The sequence below is a fragment of the Photobacterium aquae genome (assembly GCF_001029445.1).
GTDB classification, from domain to species: Bacteria; Pseudomonadota; Gammaproteobacteria; order Enterobacterales; family Vibrionaceae; genus Photobacterium; species Photobacterium aquae.
Genome location: NZ_LDOT01000022.1, coordinates 18,868 through 43,959, shown reverse-complemented (window position 1 = coordinate 43,959; position 25,092 = coordinate 18,868). Strand labels below are relative to the sequence as shown.

Below are 25,092 nucleotides of genomic sequence, written 5' to 3'. Positions count from 1 at the left end.
CACCTCGGTTGATTCTACGGAAGAAAAAAACGGTGCAGGTTATCACCGAATATTGGGTCAAACGTTGTGCCAGAACAAAAAGCCAGCATATACCCCATCTCCCGCTCCGGCGACAGGGAGCACAATGAAAATTTGCAACAACAACCAATAACGCTCCGTTTTTACCTATCGACAGTATAACCACACCAAAAACAAGTTTATTTAAGCACGATATGCATAATGCAAATCATTCTCGAATTATTACTCAATCTACCCGCCTAGAAATTCATTCATTTGCCAAGGAGTTGGCGGTTGGCGCGAATTTTTGTTGGTAATTGATAAATCAAAATTGTAGGATAGTTACAGCTGTGTGCAATTTATGAGCAATAAATGTGACTATATTTCTGTTTTCTACAGATTTTAATGTCGCTTCCCATCAAAAATGCAGTGCTTTTGCATACCAGAGCAACAGTGCTACAGAGTTTAGTTTGCTACGCAAGATAACATCATCCCACAGCAAACCACCCGCAAGAACCGGACAGGAGTCCATCTAAGGTCTGCGGGAAACAATCAAAATTAGGGATAACTCAGGCATCTGGAGCGGTGCCTGTTGAAACTGGAAGGAAGTATCTATGACAGATCAAGAGCTGAATGCTCAGGGACTTTATGTGCCTGAAATGGAGCACGATGCCTGCGGTATCGGCTTTGTCGCCCATCTGAAGAACCGCAAATCCCACCAAATCGTCACTCAAGCCCTTGATATGCTTGCACGAATGGAGCACCGTGGTGGCCAAGGCTGCGATCCATGCAGCGGTGACGGTGCGGGGATCCTGCTACAAAAACCCCATGAATTCCTGTTGGAAGAGTCCGTCAAGCTGGGGATCCGCCTACCGGCGTTTGACCGCTACGGTATCGGGGTCGTACTGTTCCCTAAAGATGAATACAAGCGCCAACAATGCCGCGATATCCTCGAACGCAATGCCAAGCGCCTCGACCTCGAGGTGTTGGGCTACCGGGTGCTACCTGTCGACAACTCAATGATCGGCGACGACCCGCTAAGCACCGAGCCCCAGTTCGAGCATGTCTTTATTACCGGCGGTCCGAGCCTTGATCCTGCCACCCTCGAGCGCAAACTGTACGTATTGCGAAACTACACGGTAAGGGTGTGCCTCGAGAGCGTGTCCAACATCGGTGATGACTTCTACATCAACTCGCTGTCATACAAGACCCTTGTCTACAAAGGACAGCTCACCACCGAGCAGGTTCCTCAATACTTCCTCGACCTCCAGAACCCATCGATGGTCACCGCGCTGGCGCTGGTTCATTCCCGTTTTTCGACCAACACTTTCCCGAAATGGCGTCTGGCCCAGCCTTTCCGCTATATCGCCCACAACGGCGAGATCAACACCGTGCGCGGCAACCTCAACTGGATGAAGGCACGCGAGGCGATCCTCGAATCGGACCTATTCAGCCAGCAGGAAATCGACATGCTGCTGCCGATCTGCCAGGAAGGCAGCTCGGACTCCTCCAACTTCGACATGGCGCTGGAACTGCTGGTACTTTCCGGCCGTAGCCTGCCCCATGCCCTGATGATGCTGATCCCCGAAGCATGGCAGGAAAATAAAGGGATGGATCCCAAGCGCCGGGCATTTTACCAATACCACGCCAACATGATGGAACCGTGGGACGGCCCGGCCTCGGTCTGCTTCACCGATGGGGTTCAGGTCGGTGCCACCCTTGACCGTAACGGCCTGCGCCCATCGCGCTATACCGTCACCAAGGACGACTTCCTGATCATGGCCTCCGAATCCGGGGTCATTGAAATTGAACCTGAAAACATCCACTACCGCGGCCGCCTGCAGCCGGGGCGGATTTTCGTTGCCGATCTCGAACAGGGCCGGATCATTTCCGACGAAGAAGTCAAAGACACGATTGCCTCGGCCCAGCCCTACGAACAATGGGTACTGGAAAACCTGCTGACCCTCAAAGGGCTGCCGGAAGCCGACAACATGCACCACCAGCCGACCCCTGAGCGCCTTTTGCATCACCAGCAGGCATTCGGCATCAGCTCGGAAGAGGTCAATGAAATTCTGGTACCACTGGCAAAAACTGGCTATGAGCCGCTCAGTGCTATGGGTGCCGACTGGCCGCTGGCCGTACTGTCCCACCAGTCCCAGCACCTATCTAACTACTTCAAACAGCTCTTTGCCCAAGTCACCAACCCGCCGATCGATCCAATTCGCGAGCGCATGGTGATGTCGCTCAATACCTATCTGGGCAAAGACCAAAACCTGCTTAGCGAAAGCCCCCAGCACTGCCAGAAGGTCGAGCTGGAATCACCGGTACTGAGCAATGCCGAGCTGGAGAAGCTGCGCGCAATCGACAACGAGCACCTTCAGGCGAAGACTCTCGATATCGTATTTCGTGCCAGCGGCGAGCCGGGCAAGCTCGAGCGCGCCCTCAAGCGGATCTGCCAGTACTCCGAAGATGCGGTCAACGACGGCTATTCGATCATCATTTTGACTGACCGCGCAGTGAACTCCAACCACGCCGCTATTCCGGCGATGCTCGCTGTCGGTGCGGTTCACCACCACCTGATCCGCAAGGGTCTCCGCGCCAAGTGCGATATCGTGGTCGAGACCGGCGATGCGCGCGAAACCCACCATTTTGCGACTTTGGTCGGCTATGGAGCCAATGCCGTCAACCCGTATCTGGTTACCGAAACGCTGGTTGACCTGCAGCGCAAGCGCAAGCTCGATCCGGAAATCCCGACCGAAACCCTGTTCAACAACTACCGCAAAGGGGTCAACGGCGGCCTGCTCAAGATCTTCTCCAAGATGGGGATCTCGACCTTGCAGTCCTACCACGGCGCTCAGATTTTCGAAGCGCTCGGGATCAGCAAGAGTGTGGTCGACAAGTACTTCACCGGCACCGTCTCGCGTATCGAGGGCCTGACCATCGATGATATCGCCAAGGAAGTGTTGGTCCGCCACCGCTTCGGCTACCCGACCCGCGAAGTGCCAATCCAGATGCTCGACGTCGGCGGGGTCTACCAGTGGAAACAGCGCGGCGAAAAGCACCTGTTCAACCCTGAGACCATCTCTTTGCTGCAGCAGTCAACCCGCAACAAGGACTATGCCCAGTTCCTGCAATATGCCAAGGCCGTTGACGAGCAGGGCGATGATGCAGCAACGCTTCGCAGCCAGCTTGAATTCGTCAAAAACCCAGCCGGCTCTATCCCGCTGGAAGAGGTCGAGCCTATCGAAAGCATTCTGGCACGCTTTGCCACCGGTGCAATGAGCTTCGGCTCGATATCCTACGAGGCCCACTCAACACTGGCCGTTGCCATGAACCGCATCGGGGCCAAGTCGAACTCAGGCGAGGGCGGCGAAGACCCAGCCCGTTTCGAAAAGAAAGCCAATGGCGACTGGGAGCGTTCGGCGATCAAGCAGGTAGCCTCGGGCCGCTTCGGTGTGACCTCCTACTACCTGACCAATTCGGACGAAATCCAGATCAAGATGGCCCAAGGCGCCAAGCCGGGCGAAGGCGGCCAGCTGCCGGGTGACAAGGTCGATGACTGGATTGGCGCAACCCGCCACTCTACCCCGGGGGTCGGCCTGATTTCGCCGCCGCCACACCATGATATCTACTCCATCGAGGATTTGGCCCAGCTTATCTACGATCTCAAGAACGCCAACCGCAAGGCGCGGGTCAACGTCAAGCTGGTTTCAGAGGCAGGCGTCGGCACCATTGCATCGGGCGTCGCCAAAGCCAAGGCCGATGTGGTACTCATTGCCGGCTTCGACGGCGGCACCGGGGCATCACCGATGTCTTCTATCCGCCATACCGGCCTGCCGTGGGAGCTCGGCCTTGCCGAAACCCACCAGACCCTGCTCAAAAACGGCTTGCGCAACCGGATCGTGGTCCAGACCGACGGCCAGATGAAGACCCCTCGCGACCTTGCTGTTGCCACCTTGCTCGGTGCCGAGGAATGGGGCGTGGCCACCGCCGCCCTGGTGGTCGAAGGCTGTATCATGATGCGCAAGTGCCACAAGAACACCTGCCCGGTGGGGATCGCCACCCAGAACAAGACCCTGCGCGAGCGATTCGACGGCCGAGTGGAAGATGTGGTGACCTTCTTCCAGTACATGGCCAACGGCCTGCGTGAAATCATGGCCGAACTGGGCTTTAGCACGATCGATGAGATGGTCGGCCAATCCCACAAACTGAAGATCCGCGATGGCATCGGCCACTGGAAATACCAGAATCTCGACCTGAGCCCGGTACTGTTCAGCGAGCCGGCCCGTGCCGAAGACGGCATCTATAACCAGCGCGAGCAAGAGCATGGCTTGGAGGCGGTGCTTGACCGCAAGCTGATCGAGGCCGCCGCGCCAGCCCTTTACGAGGGCAAGCAGGTCGACGCCGAGTTCGGCATCATCAATACCGACCGCAGTACCGGCACAATGCTGTCCAATGAAATCTCCAAGATTTACAAAGACGGCGGTCTGCCCCAGCCGATGAACGTCAAGTTCTACGGTTCAGCCGGCCAGAGCTTCGGCGCTTTCCTCGCCAAGGGCGTGAAATTCGAGGTCGAAGGCGATGCCAACGACTACTGGGGCAAAGGGCTGTCTGGGGGGACTTTGGTACTCTACCCGGATGCCAAGTCTGACATCGTGCCGGAAGACAACATCGTGGTCGGCAACGTCTGCTTCTACGGTGCGACATCGGGTGACTCCTACATCCGAGGGATGGCTGGCGAGCGCTTCTGCGTGCGAAACTCCGGTGCCCGCGTCGTCGTAGAAGGTGTTGGAGACCACGGCTGTGAGTACATGACCGGCGGCATTGCCGTGATCCTCGGCCAGACCGGCCGCAACTTCGCCGCAGGCATGAGCGGTGGTGTGGCCTACGTCTGGGATCAGTTCGACGATTTCGCCACCAAGCTCAATCCTGAACTGGTTGACCTCGATCCGCTGGAAGAGGAAGACAAAGCATTGCTGCACGACATGCTGACCAAGCACCTTGCCTACACTGGCAGTACGGTTGCCAAGATGTTCCTCGACAACTTCGAGGGCAACTTGGCGAAAATCGCCAAAGTCATGCCAAGGGACTACAAGGCCGTACTGGCCAAACGCAAAGCCGAAGCACTGAACAAGGAAGAGTTGGAGGCCATCAATGGGTAAGCCTACTGGATTTTTGGAGTTTGGCCGCGAGCTGCCAAGCAAGAAAGACCCGAGCGTTCGTATCGCGGACAACAAGGAGTTTGTTCTCAATACGGAGTTTGGTGACAAGATCAACCAGCAGTCTGCGCGCTGCATGGACTGCGGTGTGCCGTTCTGCCACAACGCCTGCCCGATCGGCAATATCATCCCTGAGTTCAACGATGCGGTGTTTCGCGACAGCTGGGAAGAAGCGTGGAATATCCTGAGCTCGACCAACAACTTCCCGGAGTTCACTGGGCGAGTTTGCCCGGCGCCGTGTGAGAGCGGATGCGTGCTGGGTATTAACCAAGACCCTATCACCATCTGCAACATCGAGAAGACCATTGTCGAAACGGCATACCGTGAAGGGTATGCCAAACCCAAAACCCCACGCACCCGATCCGGCAAGACGGTAGCGATCATCGGCTCAGGGCCCGCAGGCCTTGCGGCAGCCGAGCAACTCAACAGCGCCGGCCACTGCGTGACGGTATTTGAGCGCGATGAGAAAGTCGGCGGTCTGCTGCGCTTCGGGATCCCCGATTTCAAACTGGGTATGGATATCATCGACCGCAAAATCAACCTGATGGCCGAAGCCGGGATCAAGTTTGAAGTCAACGCCCATGTCGGGGTCAATATCAATGCCCGCCAGTTGCGCCAAGACTTTGATGTCGTCCTGCTCACCGGCGGCTCAACCGTACCGCGCGACCTCCCCATCCCGGGGCGCGAGCTCAAGGGGGTTCACTTCGCGATGGAGTTCCTGGCCCAGAATAACCGCCGCGCCAACGATATGGATTTGAAAACAGAAGAAATCCATGCCAAAGACAAGCATGTGGTGGTCATCGGTGGCGGTGATACCGGCTCTGACTGCGTCGGTACGTCCAACCGCCACGGGGCAACCAGCATTACCCAGGTGGAAATCCTTCCGATCCCACCGGAAAAACGCCCAGTAAACCAGCCGTGGCCGTCATACCCGATGATCCTGCGGACATCGACCTCCCACGAGGAAGGCTGCGACCGCCATTGGAATATCCTGACCAAAGAGTTCATCGGTGATGAGGCGGGCAACCTCAAGGCCCTGCGCATCGCCGATATCCAATGGCAGGATGCCAAGCCCGGCGAGCGCCCGGCGTTTACCGAAGTGGCTGGTTCAGAGCGAGTCATCCCATGTGATCTGGCCTTTCTGGCGATGGGCTTCCTGCATCCAGAGCCCCACGGTGTACTGGCACAGCTAGATATCGCCCTTGATGATCGCGGCAATGTCGCCACAAAGGGCTTTGCTACCAACCAGCCGGGCGTCTTTGCCGCCGGTGATATGCGTACCGGCCAGTCGTTAGTGGTTCGCTGTATCAACGAAGGCCGCGAATGCGCCCGAGAAATTGATACCTACCTGCTCGGCGGTTCAAACCTCGAAGCCAAAGCCAGCTCGCTAATGCTCTCTGACGTATAAGTCTTGCTTCTCTACTCCCAAAACCGGCCTCGGCCGGTTTTTTTATACCGACATCCCGTTCTATCGGCTTCATCACTTTTCTCGTCACGCATTAATTCTACCCTAGCCCGGCAAGGTTGCGGAAATGTTTACTCAAGCACAGCCGTTTGACCTTTTTGTAAATAGCCGTTAACTTGAAAGATCGCTGGACGCATAGGTATACCTACCGCCAAGCCTGCCTGCTCACAGTCATTAACGAACGGGAAACGGTACCAAGGTTACACTTAAGGCGGTCAGGATAAGAGTCGACACATGCTGTATCACTGCCTGCAAGGCAGGAGCAAGGGAGCGTTGCAATGACACTGTATAACCCAATGCTGGACAAAGATAACTGCGGCTTCGGGCTCATCGCCCACATCGAAGGGGAAACCAGCCACCGCCTTGTCCGTACCGCCATCTCCGCCCTTGACCGGATGACCCATCGCGGCGGGATCGCCGCCGACGGCAAGACCGGCGACGGCTGCGGCCTGCTGATGAAAAAGCCCGACAGTTTCTACCGGGGGATAGCCGAAGATAACGGCTGGAAACTCTCACGGGAGTTTGCCGTGGGAATGCTATTTCTGAGCCAAGACCCGATCCGAGCCGAGCAGGCAAGAACCGTCATCCTTGAAGAGCTAGGCAGGGAAACACTCTCTCTGGCAGGTTGGCGTGAGGTACCTATCAACCCGCAGGTGCTCGGCCCGATAGCCAACGATAGCCTGCCCAATATCGAGCAGATCTTTGTCAATGCCCCCACAGGCTGGAAGCCGCGCGACATCGACAGGCGGCTGTATGTTGCCCGCCGCCGGATCGAAAAGCGGCTAAGCGGTGATCCTGACTTCTATATTTGCAGCTTTTCTACGCAAGTCACCGTCTACAAGGGCCTATGCATGCCCGCCGATCTGCCCCGCTTCTACCTTGATCTCGGTGATATCCGGCTGGAATCGTCTATATGCCTGTTCCACCAGCGCTTCTCGACCAACACCCAGCCGCGCTGGCCTCTGGCCCAGCCATTTCGCTATCTTGCCCATAACGGCGAGATCAACACCATTGCAGGCAACCGCCAATGGGCAAGGGCCCGCTCTTATAAATTTGCCTCACCGCTGTTGCCCGACTTGCAAAACGCAGCCCCGTTTGTCAACGAAACCGGATCCGACTCCTCCAGCCTCGACAACATGCTCGAACTGTTTCTGGCCGGCGGGATGGATTTGTTCCGGGCGATGAGAATGCTGGTTCCTCCTGCGTGGCAGAACCACCCTGACATGGATCCGGCCTTGCGGGCCTTCTATGATTTCAACTCTATGCACATGGAACCATGGGACGGCCCAGCGGGGATAGTGATGTCCGACGGCCGCTATGCCGCCTGCAACCTCGACCGCAACGGCCTGCGCCCGGCACGCTACGTGATCACCAAGGACAAGCTAATCACCCTGGCCTCCGAGATTGGGATCTGGGATTACGCCCCGGACGAAGTGGCCGAAAAAGGCCGCGTCGGACCCGGGGAGTTGCTGGTTATCGATACCAAGTTCGGCAAAATATGGCACTCCACCGATATCGACAGCGATCTGATGGGCCGCCATCCTTACAAGGCGTGGATGGACAGCCACGTTAAGCGACTGGTACCGTTCGAAAACCTCGGCGATGAACAAGTCGGGAGCCGATCACTTGAAGACAGCGAGCTTACCACCTACCAGAAACTGTTCGGGGTAAGCCGCGAGGAGCTTGACCAGGTTCTCCGGGTCATTGGCGAAAACGGCCAAGAGGCCACAGGATCCATGGGGGACGATGCCCCGATGGCGGTACTTTCCTCCCGCGAGCGGGCTATAACCGATTATTTCCGCCAGATGTTTGCCCAAGTCACCAACCCGCCGATTGACCCGCTGCGAGAAAAACATGTGATGTCGTTGGCCACCTGTATCGGTCGCGAGATGAATGTATTTTGCGAAACCGATGGCCATGCCTACCGGGTCGCCTTCTCCTCGCCGGTCTTGCTCTACTCGGATCTGGTCCAGTTACTCGAATTGGATGACCAGCATTACCGCAACAGCATTATCGATATCAATTTCAACCCTGCCGACAAAGATCTCGCGCAGGCCATTACCGAGATCTGCGATCAGGCCGAGCGACTGGTACGCGGAGGGACCGTGCTGCTGGTTCTCTCCGACCGCGGTATTAACGCCGGCAGATTACCGATCCCGGCGGCAATGGCCGTCGGCGCGGTCCAAAAGCGCCTAGTCAGTACCGACCTGCGCTGCGACGCCAACATCATTGTCGAAACAGCAACCGCCCGTGACCCGCACCAATTCGCGGTCTTGCTCGGCTTCGGGGCCACGGCCATCTACCCTTATCTGGCTTATGAGTCCCTCGGCAAACTGGTCGACAGCGGCGCCATTGCCAAGCCATACCGCGAGGTCATGCTCAACTTCCGCAACGGGATCAACAAAGGGCTCTACAAGATCATGTCCAAGATGGGGATATCGACCATCGCCTCCTACCGTTGCGCCATGCTGTTCGAGGCCGTCGGTCTCGCCGACGAGGTGGTCGATCTCTGCTTTGACGGCGTCGCCAGCCGGATCCAAGGGGCTGGCTTTGCCGACTTCCAGCAAGAGTTGTTCAACCTGTCGCGCCGGGCTTGGCTCAAGCGCAAGCCGATCGAACATGGCGGGTTGCTCAAGTACGTCCACGATGGCGAGTTCCATGCCTACAACCCCGATGTCGTTGGCACCCTTCAAACGGCCGTTAAATCCGGGCACTACGAGGACTATCTGGCTTTCGCGCAAACCGTCAATACCCGCCCGGTCGCGGCTATCCGTGATCTGCTCCGCCTCAAGAAAAGCGACGATCCTATTCCCATCGCGCAGGTCGAACCTGCCGCCGGGCTTTACAAGCGCTTCGATTCGGCCGCAATGTCGATCGGGGCATTGAGCCCCGAAGCCCACGAAGCGTTGGCGACGGCCATGAACCGCCTCGGCGGCTATTCTAATTCTGGTGAGGGCGGCGAAGATCCCCGTCGCTTCAACAGCGAGCGCAATTCGCGGATCAAGCAGGTGGCATCGGGCCGCTTCGGGGTAACCCCGCACTACTTGGTCAATGCCGATGTCATCCAAATCAAGGTGGCACAAGGCGCCAAGCCCGGCGAGGGCGGCCAGTTGCCAGGCCACAAGGTCACTAGCGAGATCGCCAAGCTGCGCTTTGCGGTTCCCGGCGTTACCCTCATCTCGCCGCCGCCGCACCACGATATCTACTCAATCGAGGATTTAGCCCAGCTTATCTTCGACCTCAAGCAGGTCAATCCCGAGGCGCTGGTGTCGGTAAAGCTGGTCTCCGAGCCAGGCGTCGGCACCATCGCTACCGGCGTCGCCAAGGCGTATGCCGATCTCATCACCATATCCGGCTATGACGGCGGCACCGGGGCCAGCCCCCTCACCTCGGTCAAGTACGCCGGAAGTCCGTGGGAACTCGGGCTGGCCGAGACCCAACAGGCCTTAGTCGCCAACGGCCTGCGCCACAAGATCCGGCTTCAGGTCGACGGTGGTCTGAAAACCGGCCTCGATGTGGTCAAGGCCGCGATTCTCGGCGCAGAGAGCTTCGGCTTCGGCACCGCCCCGATGGTTGCACTGGGCTGTAAGTACCTGCGGATCTGCCACCTCAACAACTGTGCGACCGGCGTTGCGACCCAAGATGAGACCCTACGCCGCGACTTCTTCAAAGGCCTGCCAGAACAGGTCATGAATTACTTCGTCGGCCTCGGCCAAGAAGTCAGGGAGTTGCTCGCCATGCTCGGGGTTGAACAGCTCACCGACCTTATCGGCCGAACCGAACTGCTGGAGGTCATCGAGGGCTTTACCGCCAAGCAGAGCAAACTTGATCTATCACCAGTACTCGCCAGCCCAACCCCGTTGGCGGGCAAGACGCTCTATTGCAGCGAGCCCAACACCCCATTCGACAACGCCGAGCTCAACGCCTCCTTGCTCGAATTGGCACTGCCTGCCATTGATTCGCGCTGCGGCGCTGAGATCCACCAGACCATTCGCAACACTGATCGCTCAGTGGGTGCCCGCCTATCTGGCGAGATCGCCAAGCGCTGGGGCAATCAGGGAATGGCTTCAGCACCGATCACCCTCAACCTGACGGGCACCGCTGGCCAGTCATTCGGGGTATGGAATGCTGGCGGCCTCAATTTGATCCTGACCGGCGATGCCAATGACTACGTCGGCAAGGGGATGACCGGCGGCCAAATCATCATCCGGCCACCGCTGGGCTCTGCCTTCAAGTCACACCAGTCGACGATTATCGGCAATACCTGCCTCTACGGCGCTACCGGCGGCAAACTGTTTGCCGCCGGCAAGGCCGGGGAGCGCTTTGCGGTACGTAACTCAGGCACCATCGCGGTGATCGAAGGCGCGGGGGACAACGCCTGTGAATACATGACCGGGGGCATAGTGGCAATTCTTGGCAAAACCGGGGTCAACTTCGGTGCCGGGATGACAGGGGGATTCGCCTATATCCTCGACGAGGACGGAGACTTTGCCGGCAGGGTCAACAGTGAGCTGGTCGAGGCCCTGCCGCTGTCCAAGCTCAAAATCCACCAGGAACACCTGCGCGGGCTGCTTGAACGCCATCTGGAACTGACCGGCTCCGACCGCGCCCAGGCAATCCTTGCCGAATTTGACCAGTGGATCCCCCGGTTCTACCTTGCCAAGCCGAAATCCGCCGACGTCAACACCTTGCTCGGGCACCAGAGCCGGTCGGCAGCCGAGCTCCGCGTTCAAGCACAATAGGAGGGAGACCGATGAGCCAGAACGTATACCAGTTTATTGATGTGGCCCGGATCGACCCGCACAAGAAGCCACTGAAAGTACGCAAGATCGAGTTCGTCGAAATCTACGAACCCTTTACCCAGCAGCAGGCCGGGGCCCAAGCCGATCGCTGCCTAGACTGCGGCAACCCCTATTGCGAATGGAAATGCCCGGTGCACAACTACATTCCCCAATGGCTTAAACTGGCCAACGAGGGACGGATCATCGAAGCCGCCGAACTGTCCCACCAGACCAATACCCTGCCCGAGGTCTGCGGCCGGGTCTGCCCGCAAGACCGGCTCTGCGAGGGCTCTTGCACCCTCAACGAGGACTTCGGGGCGGTGACGATCGGCAATATCGAAAAGTACATCACCGACAAGGCATTCGAGATGGGCTGGAAGCCTGACATGTCGCAGGTGGAATGGACCGAGCGCAAGGTCGCCATCGTCGGCGCGGGCCCTGCCGGCCTCGCCTGTGCCGACGTACTGGTGCGCAACGGGGTCAAGCCCGTGGTCTTTGACCGCTACCCCGAGATCGGCGGCCTGCTCACCTTCGGGATCCCCTCCTTCAAACTTGAAAAGAAGGTCATGGTCAATCGCCGCAAAGTCTTCACCGAGATGGGGGTGGAATTCAGGCTCAACACCGAAATCGGCAAGGATATCATGATGGCCGATCTGATCGCCGACTACGATGCGGTCTTCCTCGGTGTCGGGACCTACAAGAACATGCGGGCGGGCCTAGTCAACGAAGACGCGCCCGGCGTCTATGATGCCCTGCCGTTTTTGGTCGCCAATACCTATCGGGTCATGGAGCTGGAGGGAGACAGCCACTACATCGACATGCAAGGCAAGCAGGTGGTGGTACTCGGGGGTGGTGATACGGCTATGGACTGCGTGCGAACCTCAATACGCCAAGGGGCCAGCAAAGTGATTTGTGCCTACCGCCGAGACGAAGCCAATATGCCCGGCTCGAGGCGCGAGGTGAAAAATGCCCGAGAGGAAGGCGTCAGCTTCAAGTTCAACCTCCAGCCCATTGGCCTTGAGATCAATTCCCAAGGCCATATTTGCGGGGTAAGGATGGTCAAAACGGCACTAGGCGAGCCGGATGCGGCCGGACGACGACGACCCGAAACCGTGCCGGACAGCGAGCATGTTTTGCCTGCCGATGCGGTGATCATGGCCTTTGGCTTCCAGCCCCATGCGATGCCGTGGCTGGCCGACTTCGATGTCGACCTCGATCAACAAGGGAGGATCATGACCCACAGTCAAAACAACATGGCCTTCCAGACCAGCAACCCGAGAATTTTTGCCGGGGGCGATGCCGTAAGAGGCTCGGATCTGGTGGTAACCGCCATCGACGAGGGACGTCGCGCCGCAGGCGGGATCCTCGACTATCTCGGGCTCTGAACCTCATCGCCACCTTGCGACTGCTTGGCAATTGGCCAGTTAGCCGTGGTACAATTAGCGCCATATCAAGCCCCCCGCTCCTCGGGGGGCTTTATCCACCTAACAAGAGACTCAATTGATGAAAATCGGCATTATCGGTGCGATGGAGCAAGAAGTTGCCATCCTGAAAGATCAACTGACCAACTGCGAAACCCACCAGAAAGCAGGTTGTACATTCTATACCGGTACCCTTAACGGCGCAGACGTCGTACTGCTGCAATCTGGGATCGGCAAGGTCGCCGCGGCGGTGGGTACAGCGATTCTGCTTGAAATTTTCCAGCCTGACGTCGTACTGAACACAGGCTCTGCCGGCGGTTTCGACAGCAGCCTGAATGTCGGTGATGTTGTTGTATCAACCGAAGTACGCTACCACGATGCTGACGTAACCGCATTCGGCTACGAAATCGGCCAAATGGCCCAGCAGCCAGCGGCTTTTGCTTCTGACAGCAAATTGATGGCAGTTGCCGAGCAAGCTCTTGCTGGCAGTGACATGCACGCCGTTCGCGGCCTGATCTGTACCGGTGATGCGTTTGTCTGCTCAGCAGAAAAGCAAGCCTTCATCCGTGACAACTTCCCAAGCGTAGTTGCGGTAGAAATGGAAGCGGCGGCGATTGCCCAGGCTTGTCACCAGTTCAACGTGCCTTTCGTGGTTGTACGTGCAATTTCTGATGTGGCCGACAAAGAATCACCAATGAGCTTCGACGAATTCCTGCCGCTAGCCGCACAGAGCTCATCTGTCATGGTTGCCAAAATGGTTGAGCTACTGAACGCATAATGAGTGACGCCATTGCATTAGTAACAGCCTACCCGACCCTGCTCGCGCTGTGGGGCGCACTGGCATTGCAATGGCTGTTGCCTATCCCGCCCCATCTGCATCCCTTGCAGGTGGGGCAACAATTAGCCAGTGCCATTGCCGCCAAAGTCATCAAATCCGATGATTCCCCTCGCCAGCAGCAACTGTCCGGCCTGCTTGCCTGGTGTCTGGTTTGGCTCACACCGCTGATTTTGCTAATTTGCGCCTACCAACTAGTCTGGTTCGAAGCGGCCTTTCACATCACGCTCCTCTGGCTTGCCCTCGGCTGGCGTGAAACCTCTACGTTCAGCAAACAGTTTATCCAGGCTTTCAACCGCGAGGACAAAACCGTTTGCCGCCTGCTACTCGGACTGCGCATTAACCGCCAAACCGATAGCCTGTCCCTGCTTGGGCTGGGCAAAGCCGCCGCTGAAACCTTGCTGCTTGGCTATGGCCGCCATGTTGCCGGTGTCTTGTTCTGGTACGCCCTTAGCGGTGGTATCGGCGCTCTTATGTACCGCCTTGCCGTGACCTTGGCGCGTACCTGGTCACCAAGACATCCCGGCTACCAATATTTCGGACTGCCCGCGGTACGCCTGCTGGCCGTCTTCGAGCTGATCCCGCTCCGCATTTTTGCGGTGTTGATTTGCCTTGGCCGTAACAGCAAGGCAGCGCTATCCGGGCTTGCCAGCCAAGGTGAAAATTGGCTACTACCGGGCCCGGGGTGGTTACTGGCCGCTACCGGTCACAAGTTATCCCTCTCTCTTGGCGGGCCAGCTATCTATCACCAAACCAAACGCGAACGGCCACGTATCGGTGGAAAAATTGCCCCGGCAGCACTGCACCTTGCCCAAATTGACCGCATCGCCAATACCCGTTTGCTGATCTGGGTACTGCTGCAATCACTGCTTTTGATACTATTTCAAGGGACTGTATAAATGCGCACCACGCTATTTAGCTTCTTCCTGCTCCTTGCCAGCCCGTTATCATTCGCGGCAGCCGAGCGGATCATCAGCCTTTCGCCCCATACCACTGAGCTCGCCTATGCCGCTGGCCTCGGCGACAAACTGGTTGCCGCAAGCGACTACAGCGACTATCCGGAAGCCGCCAAGCAGCTAGAACGGGTAGCCAACTACCGAGGGATCAAACTAGAGCGGATCATCGCCCTCAAGCCGGATTTAATCCTAGCCTGGCAAGGCGGAAACCCTAGCCGCGAAATGGCGAGGCTGGAACAACTAGGCTACAAGGTGTATTACTCCAACCCTAAGACCCTTGACGATATCGCCACCTCGCTGGAGAACTTGAGCCAGTATGCTGCCGACCCGAGCATTGCCGAACGTGCCGCCAACCAATTTCGCCAGCAGCTGAACGAGATGCGGGCCAAGTACCACCACCAGCGCCCGGTTGGCTATTTCTACCAGTTGAGCGACAGCCCAATCATCACCGTGGCCGACAACAGCTGGCCGAGCCAGGTATTTACCCTTTGTGGCGGCCGTAATATCTTCGCGGAAAGCCCAGCCGCCTACCCGCAGGTCTCCGTTGAACAAGTGATACTTCGCCAGCCAGAGGTGATCTTCGGCACCGCCCATGCCACAGCCGATCCGCACCGCTGGAACCAGTGGCAGGATGAACTCCCATCCGTGGCTAACGGACACCTCTATACCCTGACTTCCGACTGGCTAAACCGGCCGACCCCGAGGACAATCAATGCCGTCAGGGAGGTCTGCCAGTACCTCGACTCGGTGCGCGAGGCCACACAGTGACAGGCCATAAAAATTCATTGTGAGAATCTTCACAAAGCCATCGCAACGAGTTGTGCGAAGGCCCATTAAACGTACAATCAGCGCGTTTGCCTTCTTCCCTATCAGCTTTCAACAGGTAACGTGATGCTAATCTATATTCTTGATATGTTCGGCACAGCCGTTTTTGCCGCATCGGGCGTCCTTCTAGCTGGGCGTTTACGGATGGATCCTTTCGGTGTTGTCGTGCTTGCCAGTGTGACGGCTATCGGTGGCGGTACCATCCGCGATATGGCTCTGGGTGCTACGCCGGTCTTCTGGGTCAACGATACCAATTACCTGTGGGTAATATTCGTTACCTGCCTGATCAGCATGGCGGCGATTCGCCGGCCACGGCATATGCCTTGGTGGATCCTGCCAGTTGCCGATGCTATTGGCCTTGCCGTCTTCGTCGCCATCGGTGTCGAAAAGGCATTGCGTTTCGGGGCAACGCCGATGGTGGCGGTGATCATGGGGGTAATGACTGGCTGTGGCGGCGGGGTGATCCGCGACGTTCTGGCGCGTGAAATACCCATGGTGCTAAGAACCGAGGTATATGCCACGGCCTGTATTGTCGGCGGTATTGTCCATACCACGGCACTGACTGTCGGGGTGCAAGCCTCAGTCGCAACACTGGCCGGTATCATCACCACCTTGGTGATCCGTCTGGCCGCAATCCGTTGGCACCTGTCGCTACCGACCTTTGCCCTTCGCTCTTGACTCTAATCTACAACTATAAAAAAACCGCCGTAAGGCGGTTTTTTTATTCAGCGGTAGCCAATCAATTACTTGATGGTTACACGGGCAAACTTGCGCTTACCTACTTGGTACACTGCGGTACCAGCGGCTGGAACAAGTTTAGTGTCTTCGATCTTCTCGCCGTCTTGCTTTGCAGCACCTTGGCGGATCATACGCAGCGCATCAGACGTCGAATTAACCAGACCCGCATCTTTTAGCAGGTTGCTGATCGCAATACCGGCTTCGAATTCGAATTCCGGCATCTCTTCAGGCATCGCGCCTTTCTGGAAGCGGTTGATGAACTCTTGCTCAGCAGCTTCGGCATCCGCTTCGCTATGGAAACGAGCGATGATTTCTTTCGCCAGCAGGATCTTAACGTCACGTGGGTTCTTGCCAGCAGCAATATCTGCCTTGAACTGCTCGATCTCTTCCAATGGGCGGAAAGACAGTAGTTCGTAGTAGTTCCACATCAGATCGTCGGAAATCGACATGATCTTACCGAACATTTCAGTCGGGCTATCGGAGATACCAATGTAGTTGTTCGCTGACTTGGACATCTTCTTCTCGCCGTCCAAACCAACAAGCAATGGCATAGTCAGAACAACCTGAGGCTTCTGGCCATTGGCTTTTTGCAGCTCACGGCCCATCAGCAGGTTGAACTTCTGGTCTGTACCACCAAGCTCAACGTCTGTATGCATTGCCACTGAGTCATAGCCCTGCAGCAGCGGGTACATAAACTCGTGAATCGCAATCGGGCGACCTTCGTTGTAACGCTTTTTGAAATCGTCACGCTCAAGCATACGGGCAACAGTCTGGTTGGCCGCCAAGCGGATCATCCCTTCTGCACCTAGCTCAGACAACCAGCTTGAGTTGAACGCGATCTTGGTCTTTTCAGGATCAAGGATCTTGAATACCTGATCAGTGTACGACTTGGCGTTCTCGATAACCTGCTCACGCGTCAGTGGCGGGCGGGTTGTGTTTTTACCGGTTGGATCACCCACCATGGCAGTAAAATCGCCAATCAGGAAAGTGACTTCGTGGCCCAGCTCCTGGAACGTACGTAGCTTGTTCAGAATAACAGTGTGGCCAAGGTGGATATCCGGGGCCGTTGGATCCGCGCCCAGTTTGATTCGAAGTGGACGGTCTTCTTTTAGCTTGGCAATTAGCTCTTCTTCCGGAATCAGCTCATCAACACCGCGCTTAATTTCAGCTAATGCTTGTTCAATGCTGGCCATTCTTGTTTGCTCCCACAGAATTGGCAAAAAAGTCATAATCCTCAATCTTACTTGAATAGCGATGTTTTTTGAAACCAGTTAGACTACAGGGGTCCTATTTTTTCCGAAATCGTAAAAAAACCACTCATGCCGATATCGATATTCCGCCGGTTGCCACGGATGCACCAACTTCTTATTGCCTCGCTCAGTACGGTTATCGTTTTGCTGATGCTCTGGCCAAACAACGAAAGCCGAAGTCAACCCGAGCGAAAATTTGAAATAGGCAAGCTTTATCCGCTCGATATCGACCATTCTGCCTTGGCAATGCGGCCAATGGAGAACAATGAAACGCCACTCGTCCCGTCCCTGACCTGGAAAGAGCACAAGATAAAATCAGGCGAAAGTCTGGCCGTGGTTTTTGACAAAGTCGGCTTGAGTCCGAGCACACTCTACCGTCTGGTTAATGCCGATCAGGGAACCAAGGGGCTCACCGACCTGCGCCCGGGCGATAAGCTACGCTTCGGCTTTGACGAGAACAACGAACTGATCCAGCTTATCCAACCCAAGAGCGTCACTGAAACCCTTGTCGTCACCCGGACTGCTGACAGCTATTTCTCAAAGGTTGAGTCGAAGAAGGTCGATACCCAGCTCAATTTCGCCCAAGCGGTGATCACCAGTAGCTTCTGGAGTGCTGCCGACAAAGCCGGGCTGACGGCCAACCAAATCATGGAGATCGCCGGGCTCTTCGGCTGGGATATCGACTTCGCCCTTGATATCCGCCAAGGGGACAGTTTCTCTGTACTTTTCGAAGAGCAATTCGTTGAAGGCGAGGCCATCGGCCGAGGTGATATCATTGCCGCGACCTTTACCAACCTCGGCCAGACGTTCACTGCCATCCGCAGTGAAGATGGCAAGTACTACGACCAATTCGGCAGTGCAATGCGCAAGGCCTTCCTTCGCTCGCCGATCAACTTCCGCTACGTCAGCTCGAACTTCAACCCTCGCCGCCTCCACCCTGTGACGGGCAAAGTCCGCGCCCACCGCGGCACCGACTACGTCGCCCCGGTAGGCACGCCGATCTGGGCCGCCGGTGATGGCGTGGTAATGAAATCTGCCTACAACAAATTCAACGGCAACTATGTCTTCATCCGCCACAGCTCGACCTACATTACCAAGTACCTCCATATGACCAAACGCAAAGTCAAAACTGGCCAGCGGGTGAAACAGGGACAGGTGATCGGCACGCTAGGTGGAACCGGACGGGTAACAGGCCCTCACCTGCACTACGAATTTTTGGTTAATGGCGTCCACAAGAACCCGCGTACAGTAAAACTGCCGCAGGCTCGCTCGCTTAAAGGGCAGGAGAAACGCAAATTCATTGAGTATGCCAACGAGCGACTGGCCCAACTCAACCAATTCAGCCAGCTGATTGCCGACAACAGCCCGCTCATCAACAACCGCAGCTAGCGTTGGGCATTTGACTTGCGTACAACAATAAAAAAACCGCCCGAGGGCGGTTTTTTTGTATTATCGTCAAGCCGGTAGGGACGACTTACACGCTGAACGATGCACCACAGCCACAGGTAGTCGTGGCGTTAGGGTTGTTCACGAAGAAACGCGAACCTTCCAGACCTTCGGTGTAATCGACGGTACCGCCGATCAGGTACTGCAGGCTCATTGGGTCAACAACCAATGTCACACCGCATTTCTCGATGGTGGTATCACCGTCATTCACTTTCTCATCAAAAGTAAAACCGTACTGAAAACCGCTACAACCACCGCCAGTGATATAGACGCGTAGTTTCAGATCCGGGTTTTCTTCCTCGGCGATCAGCGTTTTGACCTTGTTCGCTGCAACATCGGAAAAATTCAGCGGCAAGTTGGCATCGCTCATTAAAAACCTCTCATATACGTTGGGTCATTGCGGTGATTATCTAATACCTGAGTAATACGTTCAAGTATTGACCGCCTCCGACTGCTCTCGGTGGGCCATTTTTTCCTTTTCTATCGTCCGATGCAACAACTGAGAGTAAATAGGCTGCCCGCCGAGCACCTGGGCCAGCATGGTTGCCCCCAAAGTGGTAATAATCAGCGGCAGGATCAAATGGTAGTTATTGGTCATTTCGATCACCAGCAAGATACCGGTGATCGGCGCCCTTACCGTCGCGGCAAACAACGCGCCCATACCGGCAATGGCAAACATACCTGGCTGAAGCCCCAAATCAGGGAAATAATGCTGGGCAACGGCACCGAAGAAAGTACCGAACAGGGTTCCCAAGGCCAGCATCGGGGCAAAAATCCCCCCCGGCGCTCCCGACCCGAAACAAATCAAGGTCGTTGCGACACGGGCAACGAACAGCAAGAACAACAGACCCACCCCATACTCGCCATTCGTGGCACTTGGGATCAAGGCGATACCGCCACCGGTGAGCTCTGGCAAATACAAGAGCAGCAGGCCAAATACCCCGCCAAGCACACTACCGGTGATCAGATAGCGACGACGGTTGTTGCGGTGGATCTTGACGAACATATCCTGAGTCAGGGTGACCAATTTGTTGAACACCACCCCGAAGACCCCGAAGGCCATACCGAGCAGCAGGAACAACCACAGCGAGCGCAGCACTGGCGTATCGTACTGTGGCATGGTGATCACTGCCTCCTGGCCGGATAGGCTCCGGAATACAAGATTGGCAGTCACCGCCGAAATCATCACGCACTTGATGGAAATCAGGCTATAGCGAAACTGCGGCCTCATCTCTTCGACCACGAACATAATCCCGGCCAACGGCGCATTGAAGGCCGCGGCCAGACCACCTGCCGCCCCTGAGGCAAGCAGGGCATGGCGGCCTTCCTTGTCACGCAAGCGGAACATATCTGACACCATTCGGCCAATATTGCCGCCCATCTGAACCGATGGGCCCTCGCGGCCTAGTACCATCCCCGATCCCAGCGCCCCGAGGCCGCCGATAAATTTCACCGGCAGCACCCGCCACCAGCGAACCGGGCGCAGATCATCCATCGCCCCTTCAATCTCGGGGATCCCTGAACCACCAGCTTCTGGCGCAAAACGGTGTACGAGGTAATACCCCAACAGGGCAAGTAAGGCGCTGATCAAAAAAGCGGACAACCACAGCGGCAACATACTGCTGAACTCGGCCCGGAGCCACTCGGTACGCTGTTCGGAAATCCAATGCACACAAATCTCGAACAGGGTCGACAACAGCCCGGCCCCCACCCCTACCAATGCAGAGAGGAAAAGTACCGAAACAGGGGTCTTATCCCGAGAAAGGAACCGCCTGACCAGCCCGCTAGGCTGCAAACGTTCAGACGCAGGAGTGCCTTGATTTATATCAGTCATGAGTTAGCCGCACATTTTTGAGAGTTTTCCCGGAGCCGGGACTAGATGGAGTCTGCCTCCTGCCGCTGGCTAGCTGCTGGGCTGGCATCATTGGACAAGGGCAATCTGATAAAAGGATAGTCCCTGTGAAGAAAAATGAATATAACCATTGTTGGAAACTAGCATTGCATCCTTGTGCGCCCCGTGTACGGTCACACCTAGGACGTAGCAACTTTGAAACATTGCCAGACCCTAGTACAATGCCCGAAGTTCACATTGGACATTGTCAATAACAGGATACCCCGATGAGCAAATCCGCTGATTTATTTGCCAAAGCGCAACAAACGATCCCTGGTGGCGTTAACTCGCCTGTACGTGCATTCGCCGGTGTCGGCGGCAGCCCGCTGTTTATCGATCGTGCTGACGGCGCCTATATCTTCGATGCTGACGGCAAAGCCTACATCGACTACGTTGGCTCATGGGGCCCGATGATCCTGGGTCACAACCACGTGGCAATCCGCGACGCTGTTATCAAAGCCGCCCAGCAGGGCCTGAGCTTCGGCGCACCGACCGAAATGGAAATCACCATGGCCGAGCTAGTTTCCAAGCTGGTTCCGTCAATGGAAATGGTCCGTATGGTGAGCTCGGGTACCGAGGCGACCATGAGTGCAATCCGTCTGGCCCGTGGCTTCACCGGCCGCGACAAGATCATCAAGTTCGAGGGCTGCTACCACGGCCACGCCGACTGCCTGCTTGTAAAAGCCGGCTCTGGCGCACTGACTCTTGGCCAGCCAAGCTCTCCGGGTGTCCCTGCAGATTTCGCCAAGCACACCCTGACATGCACATTCAACGACCTTGACTCGGTACGCGAAGCATTCGTTGAGAACCCTGATCAGGTTGCCTGTATCATCGTCGAGCCAGTTGCCGGCAACATGAACTGCATTCCACCGGTACCGGGCTTCCTTGAAGGTCTGCGTACTATCTGTGACGAGTTCGGCGCGCTGCTGATCATCGATGAGGTAATGACCGGTTTCCGCGTGGCCCAAGGCGGTGCGCAGGCTTACTACAACGTTAAGCCTGATCTAACAACGCTGGGCAAGGTCATCGGCGGCGGTATGCCTGTTGGTGCCTTCGGCGGACGCCGCGACGTGATGGAATACATCGCACCGACCGGCCCGGTTTACCAAGCTGGTACCCTATCGGGCAACCCAGTTGCGATGGCGGCAGGTTATGCCTGCCTGAGCGTACTGACCGAAGAAGGCAACGAGGCCCGTCTGGCCAATATTACCCAGCGTCTTGCCGAAGGCTTCCAGTCATTGGCTGACAAATACGGTATCCCGATGATCACGCACCAGGTCGGCGGCATGTTCGGCTTCTTCTTCACTGATCAAGAAAGCGTGACCTGCTACGGCGACGTAGCCAAGTGTGATGTGGAACGCTTCAAGCGCTTCTTCCACCTGATGCTTGAAAAGGGCGTTTACCTTGCACCATCGGCTTACGAGGCTAGCTTTACCTCGCTGGCTCACGGCGACAAGGAAATCGAAGCAACCCTTGAGGCTGCCGAGTTTGCCTTTGCCGCACTGGCAGCGGAAGCAAAATAAGGCCCACGGCCATGAATCGACAAAGCCGCTCACAATGAGCGGCTTTTTTTGTTATCAACCTTGCCAGAAGACCAGGGCCATCGCGGCAAGGGCAACCAAAACCCAGACGGCCAAGGGGATCCGCCGCTTTTTCTTGTCATCACAACCGCAGTCACAGCAACCCATCATCCACCCTCCGTAGAAATAATCCCCGGGAATACAGCGAATTGATTACCTGTTTCTTGCCGGGGTGTTGTAATCTTAACCACAAAAAACTTTAACCGCTCAGAAGGATACCGCTGTGCCCAAGCCATTTAAAGTGGAATCGCGCCATTGGGTGCTGATGCTTGCACTTGGCCTCGCCGCTTACGCCAGTTACCAACTTATCGCTCCCTACCTCGGGCCGATTGTGATGGCATTTATCATCTCGTTGTTGTTCCACCCGCTCCACTGCCGGATCGACCGCCTGATGCCCCGCTCCCCGAATATGTCTGCGGTGCTATCGTGCTTCATGCTGACGGTGATCATCGTCATCCCGATGCTTGTGGTATTCAGCTCCATCCTCCATCAGGGCACGACCTTCTCGCGCACCAGCTATGATTGGCTGACCAACGGCGGGGTACACGATGTACTGTCCCACCCTTATGTGGTCAAGCTGCTGGCATTCCTTGATAAGTATCTGCCTTTCGAACCGCTGGACACCCAAGCGATGGTGCAGAAGATCGCCGGGATGGCCTCCAAATTCGGCGCCCAGTTGCTCAATGTCAGTGCCAAGTTCCTCGGCGATGCCACAGGTTTCGTTGTCAACTTCATGCTGATGCTGTTTGTGCTGTTCTTCCTGCTCCGCGATCATGACAGCATTGTCTCGGCAATCCGCCATGTCCTGCCGCTATCGCGCAGCCAGGAAGATGCCGTCCTCAACGAAGTGGAAAAAGTGGCTAAATCAGCGGTGCTGGGATCGTTTCTGACCGCACTTGCCCAAGGTTTTGCCGGTGGTTTCGCCATGTGGATGGCAGGCTTCCCGGGGCTTTTCTGGGGCTCGATGATGGCTTTCGCCTCGCTGATCCCGGTTGTCGGCACCGCCTTGATCTGGCTACCTGCGAGCCTTTACTTACTGCTTATCGGGCAGTGGGAATGGGCGCTGTTCCTTGCCGGTTGGGGCGCGATAGTCGTCGGTTCTATCGACAACTTCCTGCGGCCATTACTGATGCAGGGCAGCTCGGGCATGAGCACCCTGCTGATATTCTTCTCGATCATCGGCGGCCTCAATGTCTTCGGCCTGATCGGCCTGATCTACGGCCCAATTATTTTTGCCGTGACACTGGTACTATTCAAACTCTACGAGGTGGAATTCCAAGACTTTCTCCGCCATCAAGACGAGAACTGATTGGCTACCACTGGCCGGGGACTCCCCCGGCTTTCCTTAGGGCGTGATTTGTGGAACAATTCGCGCCCCAAATGACCGATGATTCTACCCGAGGCCGTTATGACCTACAGCGCTGCAAGCCAAGTGGCTGCCCGCCAAATCGAGTTCTTTGACAACCGTAAAGTACTGGTTGCCGGAGAGCTGTCTGATACCTTCCCGATCGAGCTGACTCGGGTCGCACAGTCGGTAACTGTGTTTACGACCAATTACGGTTCATACCTCAATCTTGCCAAGCACCCGGCACTAACCGCCGTATTCGGGGCCAGCTTCGAGCAAGAGGCCGACATCGACATGGTGTTGCTGTACTGGCCGAAGGCCAAGGCTGAGGCCGAGTACCTGCTTGCCATGCTGATGGCAAAATTCGGCCCGGGGACAGAAATCTGTATCGTCGGGGAAAACCGTAGTGGTGTGCGTAGTGCAGAAAAACTGTTTGCCGACTACGGCAGCTTGACCAAATATGACTCAGCCCGCCGCTGCAGTTTCTACTGGGGTCGCTGTGACAATGCCCCTGCGGAATTTACCATCTCAGACTGGTTCCGCAGCTACCCGATCAAAGTCGCGAATACTGAACTGACTATCCGCTCCCTGCCGGGGGTATTCAGCCATGGCGAGCTGGATTTAGGCTCCAAGCTGCTACTCGAGACCCTACCTTCTCTATCCGGCCGCGTCCTCGACTTTGGCTGCGGTGCCGGCGTTATCGGTGCGGTAATGAAAGCCAACAACCCTGATATCGAGCTGACGTTGTGCGATATCAGTGCTCTGGCGATTGCATCGGCAGAAGAAACTTTCCGAGCCAACCAGCTTGAGGCAAACTTCCGTCCGACCGACGTTTTTGCCAATATTGACGGAGCGTTCGACTATCTGATCAGCAACCCGCCTTTCCATGCCGGGCTGAAAACCTTCTATGCGGCAACGGAAGACTTCATCGCCCAGTCACCGGCGTACCTGACTGATGCAGGCCAACTGCTTATCGTCGCCAACAGCTTCCTGCAGTACCCGCCGCTGATCGAGGCAAGCCTGGGTGAGTGCAACACTGTGGCCAAAAACAATAAGTTCTGTATTTACGCCGCAAAAAAATAAACCAAGACGCCGGTATTCATACCGGCGTTTTACGACCGACCTGGCCATCTGGGTTAAATAACCCTCAAACTACCGTTAAATCCGTCAATTTTGTGTGGCGGCACACGCTTCAATCATCACTTCCTTGCCTGCAAAAAAAAACTCCGTATAAGGGTATATTGCTTCCTCCGGCCCGGCGCCTTCCGTTAATTCCGTCAATCTTGGCGTTGGAAGCTATCACCTAGATATCAATATTAATCAAAAAGTTAATACCATAAATT

General features: G+C 56.3%; 15 protein-coding genes. 12 read left to right on the top strand and 3 right to left on the bottom strand.

The genetic code is table 11. The features are described from left to right. The first annotated feature begins 611 nt into the window (after window positions 1–611). From gltB (ABT56_RS14655) to ABT56_RS14620, 8 genes are all read left to right on the top strand, one after another. A complete protein-coding gene (gene gltB / locus ABT56_RS14655) occupies window positions 612–5,159 on the top strand; it encodes a glutamate synthase large subunit (RefSeq protein ID WP_047879644.1) in 4,548 nt (1,515 codons plus the stop codon). Continuing rightward, on the top strand, window positions 5,152–6,624 hold the full coding sequence (locus ABT56_RS14650; RefSeq protein WP_047879643.1) for a glutamate synthase subunit beta: 1,473 nt from the start codon (window positions 5,152–5,154) through the stop codon (window positions 6,622–6,624). Before gltB (ABT56_RS14655) ends, ABT56_RS14650 begins: the two co-directional genes overlap by 8 nt. Window positions 6,625–6,959: 335 nt before the next feature. Further along, on the top strand, window positions 6,960–11,423 hold the full coding sequence (gltB, locus tag ABT56_RS14645; RefSeq protein WP_047879642.1) for a glutamate synthase large subunit: 4,464 nt from the start codon (window positions 6,960–6,962) through the stop codon (window positions 11,421–11,423). Window positions 11,424–11,434: 11 nt separating this feature from the next. Next, window positions 11,435–12,847 carry an FAD-dependent oxidoreductase gene (locus tag ABT56_RS14640; RefSeq protein ID WP_047879641.1) on the top strand — a complete coding sequence of 471 codons (1,413 nt, stop codon included), beginning with the start codon at window positions 11,435–11,437 and terminating at the stop codon, window positions 12,845–12,847. Between the two features lie 118 nt (window positions 12,848–12,965). After that, window positions 12,966–13,661: a 5'-methylthioadenosine/S-adenosylhomocysteine nucleosidase gene (gene mtnN, locus ABT56_RS14635; RefSeq protein WP_047879640.1), complete on the top strand. Its 696-nt coding sequence runs from the start codon at window positions 12,966–12,968 to the stop codon at window positions 13,659–13,661. Further along, window positions 13,661–14,617 carry a cobalamin biosynthesis family protein gene (locus ABT56_RS14630; RefSeq protein ID WP_047879639.1) on the top strand — a complete coding sequence of 319 codons (957 nt, stop codon included), beginning with the start codon at window positions 13,661–13,663 and terminating at the stop codon, window positions 14,615–14,617. The genes mtnN and ABT56_RS14630 overlap by 1 nt, the downstream gene beginning before the upstream one ends. After that, window positions 14,618–15,442 carry a vitamin B12 ABC transporter substrate-binding protein BtuF gene (gene btuF / locus ABT56_RS14625; RefSeq protein WP_047879638.1) on the top strand — a complete coding sequence of 275 codons (825 nt, stop codon included), beginning with the start codon at window positions 14,618–14,620 and terminating at the stop codon, window positions 15,440–15,442. 123 nt (window positions 15,443–15,565) lie between these two features. Continuing rightward, complete coding sequence (locus tag ABT56_RS14620) at window positions 15,566–16,177, top strand: TRIC cation channel family protein (RefSeq protein WP_047879637.1); 612 nt, start codon at window positions 15,566–15,568, stop codon at window positions 16,175–16,177. A 65-nt stretch (window positions 16,178–16,242) separates the two neighbouring features. On the opposite strand, the gene tyrS is transcribed toward ABT56_RS14620, so the two are convergent. After that, window positions 16,243–17,430 (bottom strand): tyrosine--tRNA ligase, encoded by a 1,188-nt coding sequence (tyrS, locus tag ABT56_RS14615; protein WP_047879636.1) that lies wholly within the window; start codon window positions 17,428–17,430, stop codon window positions 16,243–16,245. Between the two features lie 126 nt (window positions 17,431–17,556). On the opposite strand from tyrS, the gene ABT56_RS14610 reads away from it, so the two are divergent. Continuing rightward, window positions 17,557–18,876, top strand: coding sequence for a peptidoglycan DD-metalloendopeptidase family protein (locus ABT56_RS14610; RefSeq protein WP_047879635.1), 1,320 nt, complete (start codon window positions 17,557–17,559; stop codon window positions 18,874–18,876). 85 nt (window positions 18,877–18,961) lie between these two features. Here ABT56_RS14610 and erpA read toward each other — a convergent pair whose 3' ends face one another. Continuing rightward, the gene (gene erpA / locus ABT56_RS14605) at window positions 18,962–19,303 is read right to left on the bottom strand and encodes an iron-sulfur cluster insertion protein ErpA (protein ID WP_047879634.1); all 342 of its coding nucleotides are present in this window, start codon (window positions 19,301–19,303) and stop codon (window positions 18,962–18,964) included. Window positions 19,304–19,363: 60 nt separating this feature from the next. Then, the gene (clcA, locus tag ABT56_RS14600; protein WP_047879633.1) at window positions 19,364–20,767 is read right to left on the bottom strand and encodes a H(+)/Cl(-) exchange transporter ClcA; all 1,404 of its coding nucleotides are present in this window, start codon (window positions 20,765–20,767) and stop codon (window positions 19,364–19,366) included. Window positions 20,768–21,051: 284 nt separating this feature from the next. Between clcA and hemL the strand changes: the two genes are divergently transcribed. The 3 genes from hemL to rsmC all read left to right on the top strand — a co-directional run bounded on the left by hemL (window position 21,052) and on the right by rsmC (window position 24,832). Further along, window positions 21,052–22,347 (top strand): glutamate-1-semialdehyde 2,1-aminomutase, encoded by a 1,296-nt coding sequence (gene hemL, locus ABT56_RS14595; RefSeq protein ID WP_047879632.1) that lies wholly within the window; start codon window positions 21,052–21,054, stop codon window positions 22,345–22,347. 280 nt (window positions 22,348–22,627) lie between these two features. After that, on the top strand, window positions 22,628–23,713 hold the full coding sequence (locus ABT56_RS14590) for an AI-2E family transporter (protein WP_047879631.1): 1,086 nt from the start codon (window positions 22,628–22,630) through the stop codon (window positions 23,711–23,713). Between the two features lie 99 nt (window positions 23,714–23,812). Further along, window positions 23,813–24,832, top strand: coding sequence for a 16S rRNA (guanine(1207)-N(2))-methyltransferase RsmC (gene rsmC / locus ABT56_RS14585; RefSeq protein ID WP_047879757.1), 1,020 nt, complete (start codon window positions 23,813–23,815; stop codon window positions 24,830–24,832). The last annotated feature ends 260 nt before the right edge of the window (window positions 24,833–25,092 follow it).